The following is a 22,190-nucleotide window of genomic DNA, read 5'->3' as shown; positions in this document are numbered from 1 at the left end:
TTCAGTCGGCCTGTCGAGTCGGGCCACCCCCACTATGCCGTACCAGGGGCCCTCGATGCGACGGTGTAGTGGGTGTCCGCAGCCGCACGGACGGGGTCCTGCGGCCGGCCGGCGGCGGGTCGGGCCTGGGTGGCGTCCGGGGGGCTCGGGTTGGGGTGCGGCTGAGGGGGGCTGAGGGGGACGGCGGGGTGCGCCGCGTGGGGCGGGGCGGGTGCGGGCGGGTGCGGGGCGGGTGCGGGGTGCCGCGGACGGTGCCGTGCATGCTTCCGCGCAGGGCGTGCGGTGCGGCCGGCGCCGGCCGCACGGTGCCGCGGGTGTGGGCGGGACCTCACCGCCACGCCGGGGAAAACCCCTCGGAGAAGCCGCCCCCCGCGCCCGTACGCTGGGGGCATGACCACGACGGGGGAAGACCACACGACGGCCCGGGGAGGGCCGTGGTGGTGGACGCGCCGGCGCAGTGCCGTGCTGGACGTGGCGCTGGCGCTGATGTCCGCCCTGGAGTGCGGGGCAGAGGGCATCGACTTCTCCGGGGACGCCGGCCTTCCCGTGTCGGTGGGAGTGGTCTTCGGCCTGCTCGGCGGCTCGGTCCTGCTGGTGCGGCGGCGCTGGCCGATCGCCGTCGTGCTGGTGTCCATCGCGGTGACACCCGCCCAGATGGGCTTCCTGATGGGTCTGGTGGGGCTCTACACGCTGGCCGCCTCGGAGCTGCCGCGGCGGCTCATCGGCGCGCTGGCGGGGGTGTCGTTCGCGGGCACCATGATCGTGACGTTCGTGCGGGCGAAGCAGGACATGGCGCACGGCCACCTGACGATCGGCGACTGGTTCGTGCCGTTCCTGGCCGTCACCACGTCCGCGGGGGTCACGGCGCCCCCGGTGCTGCTGGGCCTGTACGTGGGGGCCCGCAGGCGGCTGATGGAGAGCCTGCGGGAGCGTGCGGACTCCCTTGAACGGGAACTCCAGCTGCTCGCGGAGCGGGCGGAGGAGCGCGCGGAGTGGGCGCGTGGCGAGGAGCGCACCCGGATCGCCCGTGAGATGCACGACGTCGTGGCGCACCGTGTGAGCCTCATGGTGGTGCACGCCGCGGCGCTTCAGGCGGTGGCGCGGAAGGACCCCGAGAAGGCCGTGAAGAACGCCGCGATCGTCGGGGACATGGGCCGCCAGGCGCTGTCGGAGCTGCGGTCGATGCTCGGGGTGCTGCGAGCCGGCGACAGCCTGGTGCCGCACGATGCCGTGCCGCTGGCCGCGGTCGGGGCAGCCGCGGCCGCCGCGGCGTCCCGGGCCGTCGGTGACCCGGCGGCGGACGCCTGCAAGGACGGGCCGACCCTCGCCGAGCTGGACGAGCTGGTGGACCAGTCCCGGGCGGCGGGCATCGTGGTGGAGCTGTCCGTGGAGGGCACGGAGCGCGTCTATCCGCCCGAGGTCGAGCAGACGGCCTACCGGGTGGTGCAGGAGGCGCTGACGAACGTCCACAAGCACGCGGCCGGCGCGAAGACGTACGTACGGCTGGCGCGCCGGGTGTCGGAGATCGCCATGCAGGTCGAGAACGAGTCCGCGCCGGACGGCGAGGGCGAGAGCGCGCGGCTGCCGAGCGGCGGCAACGGTCTGGTCGGCATGAAGGAACGCGTCGCCGCGCTGGGCGGCGTCTTCGTCTCCGGTCCCACGGACACGGGCGGTTTCCGCGTCTCGGCGGTCATACCGGCGTCCTGAGCCCGCAGGGGTGACGGTGGGCGGCTCTGTGAGGGTGTGCGGCCTTGTGGGGGTGTGCAGCCTTGCGAGGGTGCGCGGCCTTGTGAGGGTGTGCGGCCTCGTGAGGGTGCGCGGCCTTGTGAGGCCTTGTGAGGGTGCGCGGCTCCGCGACGGTGGGGCGGCTTCGGGACGGTGATGCGGTTTCGTGAGATGCGCGACTTCGCGACGGTGATGCGGCTCCGCCGGGTGGGTGGAGGGTGCTTGGGCCGGTGGTCGGTGGCTGGTGGTCGGTGGCCGGTGGCCGGTGTCCGGTGGTCGGGGGCCGGGGCGGTGGAGGTGCCCCTTCTGGGCTGTGGCGACGTGACGGTCTCGTCGGGCTGGTCGCGCCCGCGCCGCGGAGGCCGCACGGTCGACACAGCCCCGCGCCCCTTCAAGGCGGGGCCTGTGGCCGATGGGCAGCAGTCCCTCCGGACTGGCCACCCGACCGTCCCGCTCCCTCCCTCACCCCGTGGTGAGCCGCTGTGGCACCGTGCCGGAGATGAGCGTGTCGAAGGCGTGGTGGAGGTCGGGACCGAGGTACCAGTCGCCGCTGTGGTCGAGGCTGTACACCCGCCCCGCGGCGTCGATGGCGAGCAGCGCCTGAGGCTCAGCGCCCTCCGGCACCGGGGCGATCTCCTGCCCGAGCGGACACACCTCGGTGCCGAGCGCCCGCCCCAGGTCCCCCAGGGTGCGGGCCATGTGCAGCCCGTGCAGCGGGTCGAGGTCGAGCACAGTGGGAGCGACCTGGCGGCCGGGCGCCGTCGGGTGGATGCGCAGGCCGCCGAACTCCGCCCAGGCCTCCACCGCGGCCGGGAAGATCGCATGCTGGTGACCGGCCGGCGAGGTGTGCGCGCTCAGGGTGTCGGCCCAGAACTCGGCCTGCTTGATGTCCCACCGCCCGGGGCGCCAGCCGGCGGCGCGCAGGGCGATGTCGACGTCGACGGGGAAGCGGGTGGTGGCGGAGGGATCGGGGTGCATCGGGCGTTGTCTCGTCCGGATTCGTCGATGAGGCGGGATCGATGGGGCGGGGCCGGTGCGGCAGCGGCGGCCGGGAGCTGGTCGCGACGGCCCGGGCGGGGCGCGGAGTGAGCACGGGCGGTCGGCGCGGTCGGTGCGGTCGGTGCGGTCGCAGCGCTCGCGACGGCGGCCCGGCGACGTCGGACCGGGCTGCGGGCCGGGACCGGGGCGCGGGCCCGCCCGGGGGCGCGGCACCCGTGCGCTGCGGCGCCGGTGCGTCAGCCGTCCGGCGCGGCCGGGTCGACCACGCGGATGCCCAGGTGCTCGGCGAGCGCGGTGCAGGCCCGGCAGGGATGCGCGAAGCTGCCGTGCAGCGGGTCGCCGTCCTCCCGGATCCGCCGGGCGGTGAGCTTGGCGTTCTTGACGGCCTTGCGCGCCTCGTTCCGCGTCATCGGCTTGCGCCGGGCGCGCTTGCTGCGTTCCGCGTCCGCGGTACCGAGGTGGCGGGAGATGAGCAGCGTCTCCGCGCAGCGTCCGGTGAAGCGGTCCCGTTGCTCGGGCGGGAGGGCGTCCAGGAACTCCTGGACGAGCGGGTGCAGCGCGGGCGCCTGGTCGCCGCGCGCGGCCGTGCCGGTGAGCGTGGTGCCGCGCACGGACAGCGCGGCGGCCACCGTGGGCAGGATGCCGTCGCGGCGGTGCCGGAGCACGGGCACGTGCGGGACGGCGTCGCGGAGGGCCGTCCGGGAACCCGCGAGGCCGCCCGGCGCGCCGGCCCGGGTGCCGGCCGTGACCTGGCCGGGCACCTGCACGGGAGCACCGGCGGCGCCGGGGCCGTCTGGGCGGCTGAGGCCCGCGTCCCGGTCCGTTCCGGTATTCGTTTGTGCGGTGTGCATGGTGGTGCTTCCCTCCCGGCCCCCGGCAGTGGACCCCGTGACTCCGGCACCCGCCGCAGGCGTCACGCCCCCGAGTTGCGGTGACAGCCTGCCAAACCCGACGGCCGCTCGGGAAGCTGAGGCCATGCGACACGCTGATCAGGCGGCCCACCGTCATCATCGGGTGACTACAGGTCACTGGATCGGGGGCCGGTGACCGGCCGGGCCCTACCGCTTAGGCTGTCGTCATCCGTGGGAGGCCGCGCACCGGCGGGTCCGGCAGAACACGGACGGAAGGAGAGTCCGCACACGGACAGAAGGAGAGTCCGCGCGGACGGCCCAGTCCATCAGATCAATCAGGATCCATCCAGCACGATCCATCCATCACGACCCGTCAATCACGATCCGTGGATCTCGATAATCACGATCCGTGGATCTCGATCCATCGATCCCGCCGAGCACAGACACAGCAGGACACAGCAGGACGCAGCAGGGGGCTACCGCCATGACGACAGGTCGGCTCGGTCTTGGGGCGCCTGGCGCCCCGGCCGGGGGACACGCCGCACCGCCGAACGCGGCGTACGCCGGGCAGGTTGTGCACTTCCCGGACCCGGTGCGCGCCGCCCGGCACCCCAGGGGTGTCCGCGTGGACGAGCGGGGTTATCCGGATTTCTCGCCCTATGCGTGCGCGGCGGCGGAAATAGCGGAGCCCCCGGAGGGCTTCGGCGTGGACGAACTCCGCCTGACGGACTACGTGTCCGCGAACGCCGCGCTGGCGGCGCGGGGCCACGACCTGTGGAGCGGCATTCCCCCGGTGGCGACGCCGCACGGCTGGACCTGGCACCATGTGCCGTTCTCGCGCCGGCTGGAGCTGGTCCCGGCCGAGGTCAAGGCCCTGCTGCGGCACCACGGCGGCCTCGCGACGGCCACGGTGGACCAGAACAAGCGGGGCACCCGCCCCCTCCAGGATCCCCGCCCCGCCCACGTCGGGCTGCCGGAGCGCGGCACCGCGGTCACCGAGCGGCAGGTGCAGGGCGTCGAGGAGGACCTCGGCTACCGGCTGCCGGGCGCGTACCGGTCGTTCCTCAAGGCGGCCGGCGGCTGCGCCCCGGTGGGCGCCGCGCTCGACGCCGAGTGGGGACTGCTGGTGGACCAGCCGTTCTTCACGGTGCGCGGCGAGGCCGCGATCGACGACCTGGTGTACGTCAACAAGTGCCTGCGCGACCACCTGACGAAGGACTACCTGGGCGTCGCCTTCGTGCAGGGCGGCCTGCTCGCGGTGAAGGTCAAGGGCGAGCGGCCGGGCTCGGTGTGGTTCTGCGCGTACGACGACGCGCGCGACCGGGACGGCTGGACGGTCACCGACCGGGTGCCGCGGCTGCTGCTGCCGTGCGGCGAGGACTTCGACGCGTTCCTGACGCGTCTCGCCGGCAATCCGCCGGAGCTTCAGACCGTGGCGAGCCTGATGGTGGACGGCGGATTCGCGCGCGCCGTGCCGGTGGCGGAGTGAGTGGGGGAGTGAGTGGGGGAGTGATCTGCCGATGGTGACGTTCGCCCAGGCGCAGGACCGCGCCGAGGAGTGGATCAACGCCGGGGTGCCCGCGTACCAGCACCGGGAGGTGCGGGTGCGGGAGTTCGAGCTGGGCTTCGTCGTCTGGGCGGAGGACCGTCCGGACGGGCCCCGTTCGGAGGGCGGCGCGCAGCGGCTGGTGATCCCGCGCGACGGCGGCACCGCCACGCTGTGGCCGGGCCTGCCGGTCGGCGAGGTGATCCGCCGCTACGAGGAGGAGTACGGCACTTCGGACGAGCCCGCCCGGGCCCCGGCGCCGGCCGCGGAGCGCGTCGACCTCAACCAGACGTCGTTCCTGCTGAGCCCGCCCGAGTGGCTCCAGGAGGCGGCGGACAGGCTGGGCATCCCGGACCGGCGCTCGGGCGACACGGCGAGCGCGGCGAGCGCGGACGGTGCGGCCGTGGACGGTGCCGGTGCGGGGGCGGGCGGTGCCGGTGCCGGTGCGGGGGTGGGTTCCGGTCTGGCCGTGGGCGGCTCCGGTGCGGTCCCGGGTTCTGGCTCGGGGGCGGGTGACTCCGGTGCGGGGGCGCATGCGGGGGCCGCGAGCGGCTCCGCTGCTCCGGGCTCCGGTGCGGGTGCGCATGCCGGGGCGGGTGCTTCTGCTTCGGGCGCTGAGGACGATTCCGGGGCCTCTGCGGCTTCTGCGGCTTCTGCGGCCTCTGCGGCTGCTGGTGCCGTTGGTGCCGGCGGCTCCGCCGGGGACGGTGCGGAGGCCGCAAGGCCCGGTGCCGGTCCGGGGGCGCCCGAGCCCGCCGCCGTCTCGGACGACGCCACGCCCTGGGCGGGCACGGACACCAACGCCGACGCCGGCGACGACCGTTCCGTACCGCTGCCCGCCACGGTCTTCGCGCCGCCGCTCTCGGGCCTGGACGACGACGCGCCGCCTCCACCGTCGGTGACGCCGGAGGCGAAGACGGCGCTGATGTCCGGCGGCAGCCAGTTGCCGCCGACGGCGATCGCGCCGGCGCTCGACGTGCCGGGTGGTGGTCCTGGTGGCGGGCCTGCGCCGGATGGGCCCGGTGGGCCTGTGCCGGATGGGCCCGGTGGGCCAGTGCCGGGTGGCTGCGGTGGGCCTGTGCCGGGTGGCGCCGGTGGGCCTGTGCCGGGTGATCCGGGCGGGCCGGCTTATGGCTATCCGCAGGGGGACGGGGGGCCGGAGGGTTCTGGTGTGCCGGGTGTGCCCGGTGGTCTCGGTGCGTCGGCTTATGGCTATCCGCAGGGGATTGGGGGGCCGGAGGGCCCTGCTGTGCCGGGTGTGCCCGGTGGTCTCGGTGCGTCGGCTTATGGCTATCCGCAGGGGGGCGGAGGGCCGGAGGGCCCTGCTGTGCCGGGTGTGCCCGGTGGTTCCGGCGGGTCGGCTTATGGCTATCCGCAAGGCGCCGCGGGGCCGGAGGCTCCGGGTGGGCCAGGTGTGCCAGGTGAGCTGGGTGCGCCGGGTGCGCCGGGTGCTTCTGGACGGCCTGGCTATCCGGGTGGTCCGGATGGCCCCGGTGGGGGTGTGGCTCCCGGCGCGCCGGGCAGCGCCGCGGTGCCGGGTGATCCTGCGGTGCCGGGTGCGCCGGCTGTCCCGGGCGTCCCGGGCGTCCCGGGGGCCCCGGGGGCTCCGGGCGGATCCGGTGCGCCGGATGCTCCTGGTCGACTTCGTGGACCCGGTGGACCCGGTGGACCCGGGGACGCTGCCGTGCCGGCGGGCCCGCCGCCCGGGGATCCGGGTGCCCCTGGTGCCGATGCGCCGCTCGCGCCGGGTCCGGGCGCGCCCGGTACTCCGGCGGGCGGTTACGTACCGACCCAGCTTGTGTCGGCGCTCGGCCCGGACGGCCCCGGCGGCCCCGGTGCTCCGGGAGCCGGCGGTCCGCCCGCGCCGGGAGCACCGGGTGCCGGAACCCCGCCACCACCGGGTGCGCCCGGTGCCCCCGGTGGCCCTCCGCCGCCCCCGGGCGCTCCGGGGACGCCCCCCGGCGCCGTGCACCAGGCCGCGACCATGCTGGCCGACCCGAGCCAGGGCGGCCTCGGCCTGCCCAAGCCGCCCGCGCCCGGGGCGCCCGGCACGCCCGCTGGCCCGCTCCCGCCCCCGCCGCCGGCGCCCGGCGTGCCCGGCACCCCGCCGCCCGGGGCCGCCCCCGGCGCGCCGCCGCCTCCGGGCGGGGTGCACCAGGCGGCGACCATGCTCGCGAACCCGGCCGTGGGCGGCCCCGGCACGCCCCCTCCCGGAGCCGCACCGCCACCCGGTGCGCCTGGCGCGCCTGGCGCCCCCGGGGCACCCGGTGCGCCTGGAGTACCCGGCGTGCCCGGGATGCCCGGCGGTCCCGGCATGCCCCCGCCCCCGCCCCCGCCCGGTCACGCCGTGCCGGGCGTACTGCCGCCGCCAGCGGCGTACGGCTATCCCCAGCAGCCGGCCGGCCGGCCGACCGTCGGGCCCGGCTACCAGGCGGTGCTGCGGTACCGCGCCGCGGACGGCTCCGAGCAGCAGCTCATCCGCCGCTCGGCGCCCGGCATGCCGCACCCGGAGTGGCAGATCCTGCACGAACTGCACGCCATGAACGTGCCGCCGCAGCAGGTCCTCGAGCTCCACACCGAGCTGGAGTCCTGTGAGCTGCCGGGCGCGTACTGCGCCCGCATGATCAGGGAGAACTGGCCGCAGGCACGTATCACGTCCATCGCCCCGTACGGCAGGGACCACGCGTCGCGGCAGCAGGGCATGCAGCAACTGCTCGTCCACCAGGGGGAGCTGCACCAGGTGGCGGACGGCCCCGCGCGGCTCGCGCCGGTGCGTGCGCCGCTGCCGCCCGTGCCGCCCGCGCCGCCGCTGCCGCCGGAGGGCGTGGCCCAGGAGCTGGCCGCCGCGTACGGCCCCGGCGTCTACCGCTTCGACCAGCGGGCGGTGTCCCGGCAGGGCGTGCCCGAGGTGGTGGCCGCGACGCTGATGTGGGCGGGGCTGCCGCTGGAGATCCGGCCGTTCTTCTGGGCGCAGGCCCAGCCGGGCCGCCCGGTGCCGACGCTCCAGGAACTGGCCCAGGAGCGCGGCGTGCAGCCGGCCTCCGACGCCGCCTCCTACCTGGTGATGGGCACCGACTTCGGACGGGCGATCTGCGTCCAGTACGGCACGGCGAACATCGTGGCCGTACCGGTGGAGGCCGGCCCGGGCGGCGCGCCCGTACCACCGCAGTTCGTGAACACGGGCCTGCCCGAGTTCGTACGCTGCCTGGCTCTCCTCGGCCGGATGTGGCCGCTGCGACTGGGCCTCAACCAGGAGCAGGCGGGCCGCTGGACGGTCGACTTCCAGGCCCAGCTCGCCTCACTCGACCAGGCGGCCCTGGCCTCCCCGGAGAGCTGGTGGTCCGTCCTCCTGGAACAGATGTGGGACGGCCTCCTCTGACCCCGCCCCCGCGCCCCACCAGGGGCGCGGGGGACCACGCGAGCAACCACCCACGGGCCGGCGGCCGCAAGACTCCCGTGCCTGCGTACCCCTCTCGGAGCTGAAGGCGACGGCCCACGGGCCGCCCGCAAGGGGCGTGTGGAACGGCGCGAGAAGCCCCCAGGGACGGATGGCCGGGAGAGACAACAGGACGCCCCCGTGTGGGTCCGTGGGCAGGCCCTCGGGGTTGGAGGCGACGGCCCGGGGAGGCCGGCGAAGGGGCGCGTGGAACGGCGCGAACAACCCCCACCGGCTGGCAGCCGGAACACGACAGCACGCCCCCTGTTCCGTGGGCAGACCCTGGGGCTGCGGGCGACGGCCCGGGGAGGCCGGCGAAGGGGCGCGGGGAACTGCGCAGAAACCCCCACCGGCCGGCAGCCGGAACACGACAGCACCACCCCGTCAGTCGCCCTCCGCCTGCACACCCCGCCCACCGAGGGCGAGCAACCCGGCACGCACACGTTCCATATGCGCCCGCACCGCATCCCGCTGAGCCGCATGCTCCCGCAGCACCCGCTCCGTCTCCCGCCCCACCCGCTCCGCCCGCACCCGCGCCTCCGCGAGCACCTCCGCCGCGCACGCCTCGGCACTCTCCTGGTCCCGCCTGACCCTCTCCCGGACCGCCACCAGCGCCTGCTGCGCCTCCCGCAGCCGCTCCCCCGCCTGCGCCGTCAGCTCCTCGTGGTGCGCCTCGAGCTCCGCCTCACGCTCCGCGAGCTGCCGCTCGGCGGCCTCCCACCGCTCCTTGTGCTCGCTCTCCTGCTCGGCCAGCAGCTCGGCCACCTGCTGCCGCATCTCACGCAGCGCCGCCTGCACCTCCGTACCGGTCTCCTTGACCTCGGCGCGCGCCGCCGTACGCAGCTCGTCGGCGGTCTCGCGGTCGGTCACCAGCCGCCGTTCGGCGTACTCGTCCGCCTCCGAGCGCAGCGCCTCGGCATAGGCGCGGGCCGCGTCCCGGGTCCTGTCCGCCTCGCCCACCGCGTCCTCCCGGGTGCGGCGGGCCTCCTCCTGCGCGTCCGCCCGCACCGCGAGGGCCTCCTCCTGGGTGAGCGCGAGGAGCTGCTGTGCGCGGCCGCCCAGGGCCTCGTACGTCTGCGGGGTGAGCTGTTCCACGGCGGTGCGCAACCGTGCCAGCTCCGCCTCCATATCCTTGGCCAGCACGGTCAGCCGCGCCGCACGCTCCCACGCCGCGTCGCGCTCCTGCGACAGGCCCGCCACGAACGAGTCGGCCTGCCCGGGACGGTAGCCACGGCCCCGTACGACGTTGAAGCCGTGCGGTGACGCCGATGCAGTGCTCACCCTGATACCCCTTTTCCCGGTTTCCGGTTCTCCGGTCCTTCCGGCGCCGGACGGCACCGGAGCACGGGCCACGCGGCGGCGGGCCCCGGACGCGCGGTGCGGCACCCACGGCGGCAGACGCGTACCACGCCATGTGCCGCACATCTTGATGGATCGAGAGGAACACCCCATAACGCGACACTCCGCACATTCGTCCGTCAGTCGAGCCGACCGACGCGGGGACCGGGCCGCGGACCCCCGCCCGCACCCCGCCCGCCCCGGCCGTGCCCCGCCCGCCCCGTCCGCACCTCACCCGCCCCCGTCCGCCCCCGCCCGCACCCGGCCGCGCCCCGCCCGGACCCGTCCACACCTCAGCCGCGCCCCGCCCGGACCCGGCCCGGATCTCGCCCGTTCCGTCCGTCCATGCAGGTGGGGCCGGGTGCCCCGGAACGGTCGCGGCCGTCCCCTCGGCGCTCACGCGGTGGGAGGGTGGAGGCTGCATGCGCAGCAGGGTGGAGCCGACCCTGAGAACCCCTCCTCCGGGGGATGGAGAGCCCCTAGGGGATCCTCCGTACTCCGTACCGGGGCAGGTTCGTACCGGGGAACGAGGAGGCGGAGCGGGGCCGCCGCCTAGCCTTGCTGTGTACGACGGACCGGGCGGACCGGCGGCCGCGGAGGCCGGGGGACCGACGGGGTGCCGGAAGCGCCGGGCGTCGTACCGGCCGGCCGCCGGCACTGCGTGGCACCACAGCGCGGGGGGTGGGGTTTTCCCCAGGAAAAGACTGCGCTGAGCCTCAGCGCGGCGGGGCGTGCCGACACCGCAGACTGAAGCGCAGAGCGAAGCACGGCTGTCGGCCGCCCCTCACGGCCCGCATCACACCCCTCATCGAACATCTCTCATCGCACACCCTCATCGCACACCCTCATCGCGCGCTTCATCGCGCGACTTCAACGACACCCTCTCGGACGCACCGCACCGATCGGCCTACCCGACAGGTGCCCGACATAGGAGACTTAGCGTGACAACGGCTGTAACCATTCCCAGGCACGGGGAAGCCGGAGGGCGTACGGTCGCAGCCGCCCGTGCCCGGCAGGTCGTCAAGGCGTACGGCGCCGGCGAGACCCGCGTCCTCGCGCTGGACAGCGTCGACGTGGACATCGCGCGAGGCAGGTTCACCGCGATCATGGGCCCCTCCGGGTCCGGCAAGTCCACGCTGATGCACTGCCTCGCCGGACTGGACACGGTGACGTCCGGCCAGATCTTCCTGGACGAGACCGAGATCACGGGCCTGAAGGACAAGAAGCTCACCAAGTTGCGGCGGGACAGGATCGGCTTCATCTTCCAGGCGTTCAACCTCCTGCCCACGCTCAATGCCCTGGAGAACATCACACTCCCCATGGACATAGCCGGCCGCAAGCCGGACCGCGCGTGGCTGGACCGCGTGGTGGAGACGGTCGGCCTGGCCGGCCGTCTGAAGCACCGCCCCAGCGAGCTCTCCGGCGGCCAGCAGCAGCGCGTAGCGGTGGCCCGCGCCCTGGCGGCCCGCCCGGAGATCATCTTCGGCGACGAGCCCACCGGGAACCTGGACTCCCGCGCCGGTGCCGAGATCCTCGGCTTCCTGCGCCGGTCGGTCGACGAGCTCGGCCAGACCATCGTGATGGTCACCCACGACCCGGTCGCCGCCGCCTACGCCGACCGCGTCCTCTACCTGGCGGACGGCCGGATCGTGGACGAGACCCACAACCCCACCGCGGACCAGGTCCTGGAGCGCATGCTGCGCTTCTCCGGCGAGCAGCCCCGTGCCGCGCGCTCCGACGCCCGGGGGCACCGGTCATGACCGTCCTGAAGACCTCGATGCGCAACTTCTTCGCGCACAAGGGCCGCATGGCGCTCTCCGCCGTCGCCGTCCTGCTCTCCGTGGCCTTCGTCTGCGGCACCCTGGTGTTCACGGACACCATGAACACCACGTTCGACAAGCTCTTCGCCGTGACGTCCGCGGATGTCACGGTCGCCCCCAAGACCGGCAAGGACCGCCCGCAGTCGGACAACGGCCGGCCTCAGTCGCTGCCGTCCGCCCTCCTGGCGAAGGTGCGCGCGGTGGACGGCGTGAAGTCCGCCGAGGGCTCAGTGGGCAGCGAGAAGGTCACCGTCGTCGACGCGCACAACAAGAACATGGGCTCCGACACCGGCGCCCCCACCATCGCCGGCAACTGGACGCACAACGACCTGCGTTCCATGCAGATCACCTCGGGCCACGCCCCGAAGGGCCCCTCAGAGGTGATGGTCGACGCCGACACGGCGGACAAGCACCATCTCAAGCTGGGCGACAGCCTGCGCACCATCAGCGCCACCGGCGACCTCACCGCCAGGATCTCCGGCATAGCCACCTTCAAGGTGACCAACCCCGGCGCGGCGATCGTCTACTTCGACACCCCCACCGCGCAGCGTGCGCTGCTGGGCACCACCGGCCGCTTCACCCAGATCGACCTGGTGGCGGACAAGGGCGTCAGCAACGACCGGCTGAAGAGGAACGTCAGCGCGGCGCTCGGCTCCTCGTTGAGCGTGAAGACGCAGGCGGAGACCGCCGACCAGAACCGCAAGGACGTCGGCTCCTTCCTCGACGTGATGAAGTACGCGATGCTCGGTTTCGCGGGGATCGCCTTCCTGGTCGGCATCTTCCTGATCATCAACACCTTCTCCATGCTGGTGGCCCAGCGCACCCGTGAAATAGGCCTGATGCGCGCCATCGGCTCCTCCCGCAAGCAGGTCAACCGCTCGGTGCTGGTGGAGGCCGTGCTGCTGGGCGTGTTCGGCTCGGTGCTCGGCGTGGGCGCCGGTGTCGGTCTCGCCGTGGGCCTGATGAAGCTGATGGCCGGCCTCGGCATGGAACTGTCCACGGCGGACCTCACGGTCAAGTGGACCACCCCCGCCGCCGGTCTGCTGCTCGGCATCATCGTCACCGTCCTGGCGGCCTACCTGCCGGCCCGCCGCGCCGGGAAGGTCTCGCCGATGGCGGCGCTGCGGGACGCCGGCATCGCGTCGGACGGCCGGGCCGGTGTGGTGCGCGGCATCGTGGGCGTGGTCCTCACCGCCGCGGGCGGCGCCGCGCTGTACGCCGCGGCGGTGGCGGAGAAGGCGGCGCAGGGCTCGCTGTGGCTGGGCCTCGGCGTGGTGCTCTCGCTGATCGGGTTCATCGTCGTCGGCCCGCTGCTCGCGGGCGGGGTGGTCCGGGTGATCAGCGTCGTGATCCTGCGGCTGTTCGGTCCCGTGGGCCGGATGGCCGAGCGGAACGCGCTCCGCAACCCGCGGCGCACCGGGGCCACGGGCGCGGCGCTGATGATCGGCCTCGCGCTGGTCGCCTGCCTCTCCGTGGTCGGCTCGTCCATGGTCGCCTCGGCCACCGAGGAACTGGACAAGTCCGTCGGTGCCGACTTCATCGTGCAGTCCAGCACCGGCCAGGCGATCGTCCCGCAGGCCGCGAAGGCCGTGGAGACCACACCGGGCCTCGCGCACGTCACCCACTACATGGGCGTCCCCGCCAGGCTCACCGCGCCCGACGGCGCATCGGAGAACGAGGAAGTGGTGGCCACCGACCCGACGTACGCGCAGGACCTGCGCCGCAAGACCACCGGGGGCGACCTCGCCGCGGCCTACGGCAAGGACGCCATGTCCGTCGGCTCGGGCTACGCCGACCGCAATCACATCAAGGTCGGCGACCGCATCACCGTCGCCTTCACCGGCGGGAGCACGGCCAGGCTCAGGGTCGCGGCGATCACCTCCGACGACACCACGATCGACCAGGGCGCCATGTACCTGAACATCGCGACGGCCCGGCAGTACCTCCCGGCCGACAGGATGCCGCAGAACATCATCATGTTCGGCGCCGCCAAGGACGGCCAGGAGAAGCAGGCCTACGCCGCCCTCAAGCGGTCCCTCGCGCCCTATCCGCAGTACAAGGTGCAGAACCAGACCGACTTCAAGCAGCAGCTCAAGGACCAGATAGGCCAGCTCCTCAACCTGGTCTACGCCCTGCTGGCCCTGGCGATCATCGTCGCCGTGCTGGGTGTGGTGAACACGCTGGCGCTGTCGGTGGTGGAGCGCACCCGGGAGATAGGCCTGATGCGCGCCATCGGCCTCTCCCGCCGCCAGCTCCGCCGCATGATCCGCCTGGAGTCGGTGGTGATCGCCCTCTTCGGCGCGCTGCTCGGCCTGGGCCTCGGCATGGGCTGGGGCGCCACGGCCCAGAAACTGCTGGCCCTGGAGGGCCTGCGCACCCTCCAGATCCCCTGGCCGACGATCACCACGGTCTTCATCGCCTCGGCCTTCGTGGGCCTCTTCGCGGCCCTGATCCCGGCCTTCCGGGCAGGCCGGATGAACGTACTGGGGGCGATCGCGACGGAGTAGGTCTCCGGCGGCCAGGCGTACACCCCCGAGCCTGACCCTCGCCGCGCCACGGTTCGCCCCGCCCTGCGTGGGGGCCGCCCCAGGTGCGATGGCCGCTGCCCGGCACAACCGCTGATCCGGCCGTGCGGGCAGCGGCGTTGCCGCTACGCGTCTGAGCGGATACCGAGACGCGCCTGATACGTGGTGGAGGCCGGTCGGAGGGCCGCCGGGCCCAGGATCGGGGCCGGAGCGGGACGGTCGGGTGCCGTCCCGCGCGGAATCCCGCCGGGGCGGTGCCCGGTGGCAGACGAAAGCGAGTGCCTCTTGCGCACGTCAATAAGCCGACGCACGGTCACGGCCCTTGCGAGTGCCGGAGCGTTGGGGATCGTGTTGACCGCCACGCCCTCCGCCTCTGCGATCATCGGCGGAGAGCCGGTCGCGAACGGCGCGCGGCCCTTCGTCGTGCAGATCGAACAACAGGGTGACGACGGGACGTGGTCGCACTACTGCGGTGCGGCGCTCATCGACAGCCGGGTCGTCGCCACGGCGGCGCACTGTGCCGAGTGGGCCGAGAAGGGCGAAGTCAAGATCCGGCTTGTGCTGGGGCGGGCCGATTCGAGTACCACCGAAGGGACGGTGGTGACCGATGATCACTTCTCCGTCCACAGCGACCCCGATTTCTCGACACAGACCAACACGGACCTGGGCCTCATCGTGCTCGACAGCCCCGTCGACCAGGCGAGCGCGGCCCTCCCCCACTTGGGAACGAAGCTGCGGGAGGGCCGTCTCCTGCAAGCCGCCGGCTGGGGGCGTACGGACCTCGCCGATCCGCGGAAGCCGTCACGCCTGCGGGAAGCGACGCTTCCCGTCACCACGTTCGACACCGAGGGAGGCGTCTGGGACAAGGAGTTCATCTGCGCGGGCACCGCTGAGTCGCGGGTGGCGCCCGGCGACAGCGGAGGCCCGCTGTTCGACACGGCCTCTTCCGGCAAGGCCGTCGTCTACGGTCTCGTGACCGGAGACACCAACACCTGCCCGGGGCTCTTCACCAACCTCTCGGACCCGACCATCTGGAAACCGTTCAGGGACCTGCTCGCCTCCGAGGGCCTCTCGCGCGTCATCCCGACCGAGGCCGCCGGCGCCCGGGTCGGGGCCGGCGCCGCCGCCGACGCAGCCTGACAGGACACCAGCCCCCTGTCGGGGCCGGCTGGGCCCCTTTCGCGGTCTCGTGCCCGGCCGCCCGCCGGTGAGGCTTGATCGTGCCCGCGCGGGGGAGCCCCCCACTGCATCAAGGGTTCCCCTGCCTTGCGGGCGCGGGGGCGTCCCCCAGAGGCGCCCCGGCCCAGCCCCGCGCCCTCCCGGGGCGCGGGCAGCTCCGCGCCCCCGGGCCTCGGGCAGCGCAGAGGGGGCCCGAGGAGTCGTAGGCTGGAGGTTCCGGCCCGCCCGGCGCACCGTGGGGCGGGCGTTCGCGCTGCCCACCGGACGGAAACCCTGTTCATGAGCCTGCACGGCCTGCTCGACGCCGTCGTCAAGGACGCGGCCCTGGCGGAAGCGGTCACCGCGGCCACCGACGGTCACCGGATGCACATCGACCTGGTCGGCCCGCCCGCCGCCCGCCCCTTCACGGTGGCGGCGCTGGCCCGTGAGACCGGGCGCCCCGTGCTGGCCGTGACCGCGACCGGCCGCGAGGCCGAGGACCTGGCCGCCGCGCTGCGCAGCCTGCTGCCGCCGGACGGTGTCGTGGAGTACCCCTCGTGGGAGACGCTGCCGCACGAGCGGCTCTCCCCCCGCTCCGACACGGTCGGCCGCCGCCTCGCGGTGCTGCGCCGCCTCGCCCACCCCAGCGCGGACGACCCCGAGACCGGCCCGGTGTCCGTGATCGTGGCCCCCGTGCGGTCCGTGCTCCAGCCGCAGGTCAGGGGCCTGGGCGACCTGGAGCCCGTAGCGCTGCGCACCGGCATGCGTGCCGACCTGGAAGAGACCGTCGACGCGCTCGCCGCGGCCGCCTACGCGCGTGTGGAGCTGGTCGAGAAGCGCGGCGAGTTCGCGGTACGCGGCGGCATCCTCGACGTGTTCCCGCCCACCGAGGAACACCCCCTGCGCATCGAGTTCTGGGGCGACGACGTCGAGGAGGTCCGCTACTTCAAGGTCGCCGACCAGCGCTCCCTGGAGGTCGCCGAGCACGGCCTGTGGGCGCCGCCCTGCCGGGAGCTGCTGCTCACCGACGAGGTGCGGGCCCGCGCCGCCGAGCTCGCCGAGGCCCACCCCGAGCTGGGCGAACTGCTCGGCAAGATCGCCGAGGGGATCGCCGTGGAGGGCATGGAGTCCCTCGCCCCGGCCCTCGTCGACGACATGGAGCTGCTGCTCGACGTGCTGCCGGCGCGCAGCATGGCCGTGGTGTGCGACCCGGAGCGGGTGCGCACCCGGGCCGCCGACCTGGTGGCCACCAGCCAGGAGTTCCTCCAGGCGTCGTGGGCGGCGAGCGCGGGCGGGGGAGAGGCGCCGATCGACGTCGACGCGGCGTCCCTGTGGTCCATCGCGGACGTCCGCGAGCGGGCCCGGGAGCTGGGCATGATGTGGTGGTCCATCTCGCCGTTCGCCGGCGACGAGGCGCTCGCCGAGGAGTACGCCGACGAGTCGTCGGACACCCTCAAGCTCGGCATGCACGCCCCGGAGACCTACCGCGGCGACACGGCCCGCGCCCTCGCCGACACCAAGCAGTGGCTCGCCGACGGCTGGCGCACCGTCTTCGTCACCGAGGGCCACGGCACCGCCGCGCGCACCGTGGAGGTGCTCGGCGGCGAGGGCATCGCGGCCCGCCTCGACACCGACCTCGGCACGCTCACCCCGTCCGTGGTGCACGTCTCCTGCGGGTCGATCGACCACGGCTTCGTCGACCCGGCGCAGCGCCTCGCCGTGCTCACCGAGACCGACCTGTCGGGGCAGAAGGCGTCGGGACGGGACGGCGCCCGGATGCCCGCGCGGCGCCGCAAGACCATCGACCCGCTCACCCTGGAGTCCGGCGACTACATCGTCCACGAGCAGCACGGCGTGGGCCGCTACATCGAGATGGTGCAGCGCACCGTGCAGGGCGCCACCCGCGAGTACCTGGTCGTCGAGTACGCGCCCGCCAAGCGCGGCCAGCCCGGGGACCGGCTCTACATCCCCACCGACCAGCTGGAGCAGATCACCAAGTACGTCGGCGGCGAGGCCCCCACGCTGCACCGCCTCGGCGGCGCCGACTGGACGAAGACCAAGGCCCGCGCGAAGAAGGCCGTCAAGGAGATCGCCGCGGACCTGATCAGGCTCTACTCGGCCCGGATGGCCGCGCCCGGGTACGGCTTCTCGCCGGACACCCCCTGGCAGCGCGAGCTGGAGGACGCCTTCCCGTACGCGGAGACGCCCGACCAGCTCACCACCATCGCCGAGGTCAAGGAGGACATGGAGAAGACGGTCCCGATGGACCGCCTGATCTGCGGCGACGTCGGCTACGGCAAGACGGAGATCGCGGTGCGCGCCGCCTTCAAGGCGGTGCAGGACGGCAAGCAGGTCGCCGTGCTGGTGCCCACCACCCTGCTGGTGCAGCAGCACTTCAGCACGTTCTCGGAGCGGTACGCGCAGTTCCCGGTCTCCGTGAAAGCGCTCTCCCGCTTCCAGACCGACACCGAGGCCAAGGCCGTGCTGGAGGGCATGCGGGACGGCTCGGTGGACATCGTCATCGGCACCCACCGGCTGTTCTCGTCGGAGACCAGGTTCAAGGACCTCGGCCTCGTCATCGTCGACGAGGAGCAGCGGTTCGGCGTCGAGCACAAGGAGCAGCTGAAGAAGCTGCGTGCCAACGTCGACGTGCTGACCATGTCCGCCACCCCCATCCCGCGGACGCTGGAGATGGCGGTGACGGGCATCCGGGAGATGTCCACGATCACCACGCCGCCGGAGGAGCGGCACCCGGTGCTCACGTTCGTCGGGCCCTACGAGGAGAAGCAGATCGGCGCCGCGATCCGCCGCGAGCTGCTCCGCGAGGGCCAGGTCTTCTACATCCACAACCGGGTCGAGTCCATCGACCGCGCCGCCGCCCGGCTGCGGGAGATCGTCCCCGAGGCCCGGATCGCCACCGCGCACGGCCAGATGTCGGAGCAGGCGCTGGAGCAGGTGGTGGTCGACTTCTGGGAGAAGAAGTTCGACGTCCTGGTGTCGACGACGATCGTCGAGTCCGGCATCGACATCTCCAACGCCAACACCCTCATCGTGGAGCGCGGCGACAACTTCGGCCTGAGCCAGCTCCACCAGCTCCGCGGCCGGGTCGGCCGGGGCCGCGAGCGCGGCTACGCCTACTTCCTCTACCCACCGGAGAAGCCCCTCACGGAGACCGCCCACGAACGCCTCGCCACCATCGCGCAGCACACGGAGATGGGCGCGGGCATGTACGTGGCGATGAAGGACCTGGAGATCCGCGGTGCGGGCAACCTCCTCGGCGGCGAGCAGTCCGGCCACATCGCGGGCGTCGGCTTCGACCTGTACGTGCGCATGGTCGGCGAGGCGGTCGCGGACTACCGCGCCTCCATCGAGGGCGGCGAGGCCCCGGAGGAGCCGCCGCTCGAGGTCAAGATCGAGCTTCCGGTCGACGCGCACGTCCCGCACGACTACGCGCCCGGCGAGCGGCTGCGCCTCCAGGCGTACCGGGCCATCGCCTCCGCCAATGCGGAGGACGACATCAAGGCGGTCCGCGAGGAGCTCACCGACCGCTACGGCAAGCTGCCGGAGCCGGTGGAGAACCTCCTCCTGGTCGCGGGCCTGCGGATGCTGGCGCGTGCGTGCGGCGTGGCCGAGATCGTGCTCCAGGGCAACTCCATCCGCTTCGCGCCGGCCCCGGAGGAGCTGCGCGAGTCCCAGGAGCTGCGCCTGAAGCGCCTCTACCCGGGCACGGTCGTCAAGGCCGCCGCCCGCCAGCTCCTCGTGCCCCGTCCGAAGACCGCGAAGGTGGGCGGCCGGCCGCTGACCGGGCGGGAACTGCTGTCGTGGACGGGCGAGTTCCTGACGTCGGTCCTCGGGTCGTAAGCGGCGGCGGTGGACCACCCCTGCCTGGTGACCGTGCACGACGCGGGCAGCGAGGGCGACGAGCTGTACCTGGTGATGCAGTACGCGGCCGGCGCCGACCTCGCCGACCACCTCGCGCGGCACACCGGGGAGCGGCGCCCGCACCCTCCGCAGGCACTACGCCGCCATGCTGATGGACGACGGCCAGTACCGGCGCGCCCTGCCGGAGCTGCGCAGGCTCGCCGAGGAGCGGGCCGCGGAGGGCGGCGTGGGCGACGAGGAGTCGCTGCGGTTCCGCTACGAGGCCGCCCAGTGCCTGGAGCAGCTCGGCGAGCCGGCGGCGGCCCTCGCCGAGTACCGCGCCCTGCTGCCGTACCACGAGCACCGGCGGGACTCGCGCGAGCCGGCGCCCGGCTACGTCCCGGACCCGCCCTATCCGGCCAACCCCTATGCGCAGGGCGCCCCGGTGGACGGGGTGGGCGAGCCGTCCACCGCGCTCGACATCAGGCGCCGCATCGGCCATCTCCTGCTCGCCCTCGGCGACCAGGCCGCCGCCCACGACACCCTGGGCAAGCTCCTGCACGACGCCCGGCTCCGGCACGGCCCCGGCCACCCGTTCACCGCGGAGATCCAGCGCACGCTCCAGTGGCTGGGGCAGGTACGGGCGTAGCCACGGGCCGCGGTACGGGCGGTTGGGGCGGGAGTGCCCCGACTGGCCCCGAATCGTTGGTCGATTCAGTCCGCCGAATCGGTGGCCCCCGCCACCGGGACTGCATAGCATCGATCACCGCAAGCTTGTGCTCCGTTGCACAATCTCCTCGGGAGGTTCCTTTGCACCGCCGCCGTCGCACTGCGCTTCTCGTCTCCTCCGCCGCACTGCTCGCCGCCGCGCCCCTCCTGACCGGCTGCGGGAACGACACGCACCCCGGCACGGCGGCCGTCGTCGACGGCCGGCGGATCACGGTCTCCCAGCTGGAGGGCAGGGTCAACGAGGTCCGGGGCGCCCTCAGGTCGGCCGTGAAGGACGACGTGCAGTACGAGCAGGTGGTCGGCAAGACCGGCGGTCTCACCCGGAACACCCTGCAGACGATGGTGCTCGACAAGGTGCTGCACAAGGCGGCGGAGGACGCCGGGGTCGCGGCGGGCCGCCGGGAGGTGCAGGAGATGCGGGACGGCCTGGAGCGCCAGGCGGGCGGCGCGAAGGCACTGGAGACGGGCTGGCTCGAACAGTACGCGGTGGCCCCCGCGTACCTCGACGAGAGCCTGCGCACCGAGCTGGAGGCCCAGAAGCTGGCCCGGAAGCTCGGCATCAACATGAGCTCGCCGGACGGCCAGGCCGCGCTCTGGCAGCACCTCTCCAAGACGTCCGAGGCGATGCACATCGATGTGAACCCGCGGTACGGGACGTGGGACGTGCGGAAGAGCAGTCGCGTGGACGCGAAGCTGCCGTGGCTGCGGGAAGTCGGTTCCCCGCAGCAGCAGGTCTAGGGGCTGCGCCCCTGTGGGGGCGCGCCCCTGTAGAGGCGCGGGGAACTGCGCGACAGGCTACGACGAGACCGCAGGTCGTCACCGGCCCGGAGGGGCTGTCTCTGTCGTGTCCGGACCACCGGCTGGCGACGGGTTGCGCGCGCGGTTACCCGCGCCCCTATCGAGGCGCGGCCCCCACAACGGGTGGCTGGGTTACGTTCGAGGCGTGAACACTTCCCCCGGCCGTATCGTTCTGCTCACCACCAGTCACCGGGTGGCACCGGGGCTGCTGTCCTGGCCCGCCTGGCAGGTGCTGCGCACCGCCGAGCGGGTGCTGTGCGCCGACCCGGCCCACCCGCAGCTGCCCTACCTGCGTGACGCGGGTGTCACCGTCGAGCACGCCTCGCCCACCGCCCGGGAGCTGGTGGACGCCTGCGCCGGCGGCGCCACCGTGGTCGTCGTCGCCACCGGCGAGGGAGACCCGCGGCTGACCGACGGCCTCGCCCGGCTGGCCGGCTCCGGCCGGACCCGCATGCCCGACCTGGAGCTGCTGCCCGCCTCGTACGACCTCCCCGGCGCGCGGCTGCTCGACCTCGTCCAGGTGATGGACCGGATCCGCAGCGAGTGCCCCTGGTCCTCGCGCCAGACCCACCAGGGCCTGGCGAAGTACGCCATCGAGGAGGCGTACGAGCTGGTAGAGGCCATCGAGGACGGCGACCGCGACGAGCTGCGCGAGGAACTGGGCGATGTGCTCCTCCAGGTCGTCTTCCACGCCCGGATCGCCGAGGAGGGTGTCCCGGTGGACGCCGCCGGCGCCCGGGGTGTGGACGACGAGGATAACGAGGGCAACGGGGTCAACGGGGGCAACAGGGGCAACGGGGACAGCGGGGAGGACGAAGAGGATGAGGAGGACGAGGAGAAGGGGCCGGACGGCGCGGGAGGGGCGTTCTCCATCGACGACGTCGCGGCCGGCATCGTCGCCAAGCTGATCCGCCGGCATCCGCACGTCTTCGGCGACGACACCGCGGAGACCCCCGAGGACGTCAGGCGGCACTGGCTGCGCACCAAGGCCGAGGAGAAGCGGCGGACCTCCGTCACCGAGGGCGTCCCGCTGGGCCAGCCGGGGCTGGCACTGGCCGCGAAGCTGGCGTCCCGGGTGCGCACGGCCGGGCTCACCGTGCCGCTGCCGGCCGGTGAGGGCGTGGGGTACGAGCTGCTCGCCATGGCGGTGCGGGCGGAGCGGGAGGGCGTCGACCCGGAGGCGGCCCTGCGGGCCGCCGCCCGCGCCTACCGGGACGCGATACGCGCGGCCGAGGCGGCCCCGGAGCATCCCCACTCCGTGTGAGGGTGCGGCTCCGGCGGACCGTCAGGCCGTCACCGTCCCGAAGGGGCTGTTTCCGCCGTCGCCGGACCACCGGTGGTCCGGTGGCTGCTCGCGCAGTCCCCCCGCCCGTACGGGGCGCGCCAGTACGGGAGGCGCCCCGT

The 22,190-nt window shown here is 73.9% G+C and carries 12 protein-coding genes and 1 pseudogene; 10 read left to right on the top strand and 3 right to left on the bottom strand.

What is annotated here, in order from left to right; translation table 11 throughout:
* The first annotated feature begins 390 nt into the window (after positions 1–390).
* Positions 391–1,707, top strand: a complete 1,317-nt coding sequence (locus tag ACSMXW_RS14625) for a sensor histidine kinase (RefSeq protein WP_485806753.1) — start codon at positions 391–393, stop codon at positions 1,705–1,707.
* 480 nt (positions 1,708–2,187) lie between these two features.
* Here ACSMXW_RS14625 and ACSMXW_RS14620 read toward each other — a convergent pair whose 3' ends face one another.
* The gene (locus ACSMXW_RS14620) at positions 2,188–2,703 is read right to left on the bottom strand and encodes an SUKH-3 domain-containing protein (protein ID WP_485806751.1); all 516 of its coding nucleotides are present in this window, start codon (positions 2,701–2,703) and stop codon (positions 2,188–2,190) included.
* A gap of 257 nt (positions 2,704–2,960) precedes the next feature.
* The gene (locus ACSMXW_RS14615; RefSeq protein WP_485806749.1) at positions 2,961–3,575 is read right to left on the bottom strand and encodes a YwqJ-related putative deaminase; all 615 of its coding nucleotides are present in this window, start codon (positions 3,573–3,575) and stop codon (positions 2,961–2,963) included.
* Between the two features lie 484 nt (positions 3,576–4,059).
* Between ACSMXW_RS14615 and ACSMXW_RS14610 the strand changes: the two genes are divergently transcribed.
* Together ACSMXW_RS14610 and ACSMXW_RS14605 are read left to right on the top strand one after the other, a co-directional pair.
* Positions 4,060–5,064 carry an SMI1/KNR4 family protein gene (locus ACSMXW_RS14610; protein WP_485806748.1) on the top strand — a complete coding sequence of 335 codons (1,005 nt, stop codon included), beginning with the start codon at positions 4,060–4,062 and terminating at the stop codon, positions 5,062–5,064.
* 31 nt (positions 5,065–5,095) lie between these two features.
* Entirely contained in the window at positions 5,096–8,500 is a 3,405-nt protein-coding gene (locus tag ACSMXW_RS14605) for an SUKH-4 family immunity protein (protein ID WP_485806746.1), read from the top strand.
* A 441-nt stretch (positions 8,501–8,941) separates the two neighbouring features.
* Here the strand turns inward: ACSMXW_RS14605 and ACSMXW_RS14600 are convergent, their stop codons facing one another.
* Positions 8,942–9,838 carry a cellulose-binding protein gene (locus tag ACSMXW_RS14600; protein WP_485806744.1) on the bottom strand — a complete coding sequence of 299 codons (897 nt, stop codon included), beginning with the start codon at positions 9,836–9,838 and terminating at the stop codon, positions 8,942–8,944.
* A 998-nt stretch (positions 9,839–10,836) separates the two neighbouring features.
* Here ACSMXW_RS14600 and ACSMXW_RS14595 point away from each other — a divergent pair.
* The 7 genes and pseudogenes from ACSMXW_RS14595 to ACSMXW_RS14565 all read left to right on the top strand — a co-directional run bounded on the left by ACSMXW_RS14595 (position 10,837) and on the right by ACSMXW_RS14565 (position 22,050).
* Positions 10,837–11,655: an ABC transporter ATP-binding protein gene (locus tag ACSMXW_RS14595; RefSeq protein ID WP_485806742.1), complete on the top strand. Its 819-nt coding sequence runs from the start codon at positions 10,837–10,839 to the stop codon at positions 11,653–11,655.
* Positions 11,652–14,222, top strand: coding sequence for an ABC transporter permease (locus tag ACSMXW_RS14590; protein ID WP_485806740.1), 2,571 nt, complete (start codon positions 11,652–11,654; stop codon positions 14,220–14,222). Before ACSMXW_RS14595 ends, ACSMXW_RS14590 begins: the two co-directional genes overlap by 4 nt.
* 366 nt (positions 14,223–14,588) lie before the next feature.
* Complete coding sequence (locus tag ACSMXW_RS14585) at positions 14,589–15,380, top strand: S1 family peptidase (protein ID WP_485806739.1); 792 nt, start codon at positions 14,589–14,591, stop codon at positions 15,378–15,380.
* A gap of 318 nt (positions 15,381–15,698) precedes the next feature.
* On the top strand, positions 15,699–19,259 hold the full coding sequence (gene mfd / locus ACSMXW_RS14580; RefSeq protein WP_485806737.1) for a transcription-repair coupling factor: 3,561 nt from the start codon (positions 15,699–15,701) through the stop codon (positions 19,257–19,259).
* Positions 19,260–19,398: 139 nt separating this feature from the next.
* Positions 19,399–19,908, top strand: a pseudogene (locus ACSMXW_RS14575) (hypothetical protein); the annotation flags it as partial.
* Between the two features lie 161 nt (positions 19,909–20,069).
* Entirely contained in the window at positions 20,070–20,726 is a 657-nt protein-coding gene (locus ACSMXW_RS14570) for a SurA N-terminal domain-containing protein (RefSeq protein WP_485806736.1), read from the top strand.
* A 187-nt stretch (positions 20,727–20,913) separates the two neighbouring features.
* Positions 20,914–22,050: a nucleoside triphosphate pyrophosphohydrolase gene (locus ACSMXW_RS14565; protein ID WP_485808038.1), complete on the top strand. Its 1,137-nt coding sequence runs from the start codon at positions 20,914–20,916 to the stop codon at positions 22,048–22,050.
* The last annotated feature ends 140 nt before the right edge of the window (positions 22,051–22,190 follow it).

It is taken from the genome of Streptomyces sp. DSM 116793 (genome assembly GCF_057320905.1).
This window is presented reverse-complemented; position numbering and strand designations above follow the sequence as displayed.

Excerpts from the sequence above, each read along its gene's own strand:
- ACSMXW_RS14625 (WP_485806753.1), top strand. The coding sequence starts at position 391 with ATGACCACGACGGGGGAAGACCACACGACGGCCCGGGGAGGGCCGTGG.
- ACSMXW_RS14620 (WP_485806751.1), bottom strand. The coding sequence starts at position 2,703 with ATGCACCCCGATCCCTCCGCCACCACCCGCTTCCCCGTCGACGTCGAC.
- ACSMXW_RS14615 (WP_485806749.1), bottom strand. The coding sequence starts at position 3,575 with ATGCACACCGCACAAACGAATACCGGAACGGACCGGGACGCGGGCCTC.
- ACSMXW_RS14610 (WP_485806748.1), top strand. The coding sequence starts at position 4,060 with ATGACGACAGGTCGGCTCGGTCTTGGGGCGCCTGGCGCCCCGGCCGGG.
- ACSMXW_RS14605 (WP_485806746.1), top strand. The coding sequence starts at position 5,096 with ATGGTGACGTTCGCCCAGGCGCAGGACCGCGCCGAGGAGTGGATCAAC.
- ACSMXW_RS14590 (WP_485806740.1), top strand. The coding sequence starts at position 11,652 with ATGACCGTCCTGAAGACCTCGATGCGCAACTTCTTCGCGCACAAGGGC.
- mfd (WP_485806737.1), top strand. The coding sequence starts at position 15,699 with ATGAGCCTGCACGGCCTGCTCGACGCCGTCGTCAAGGACGCGGCCCTG.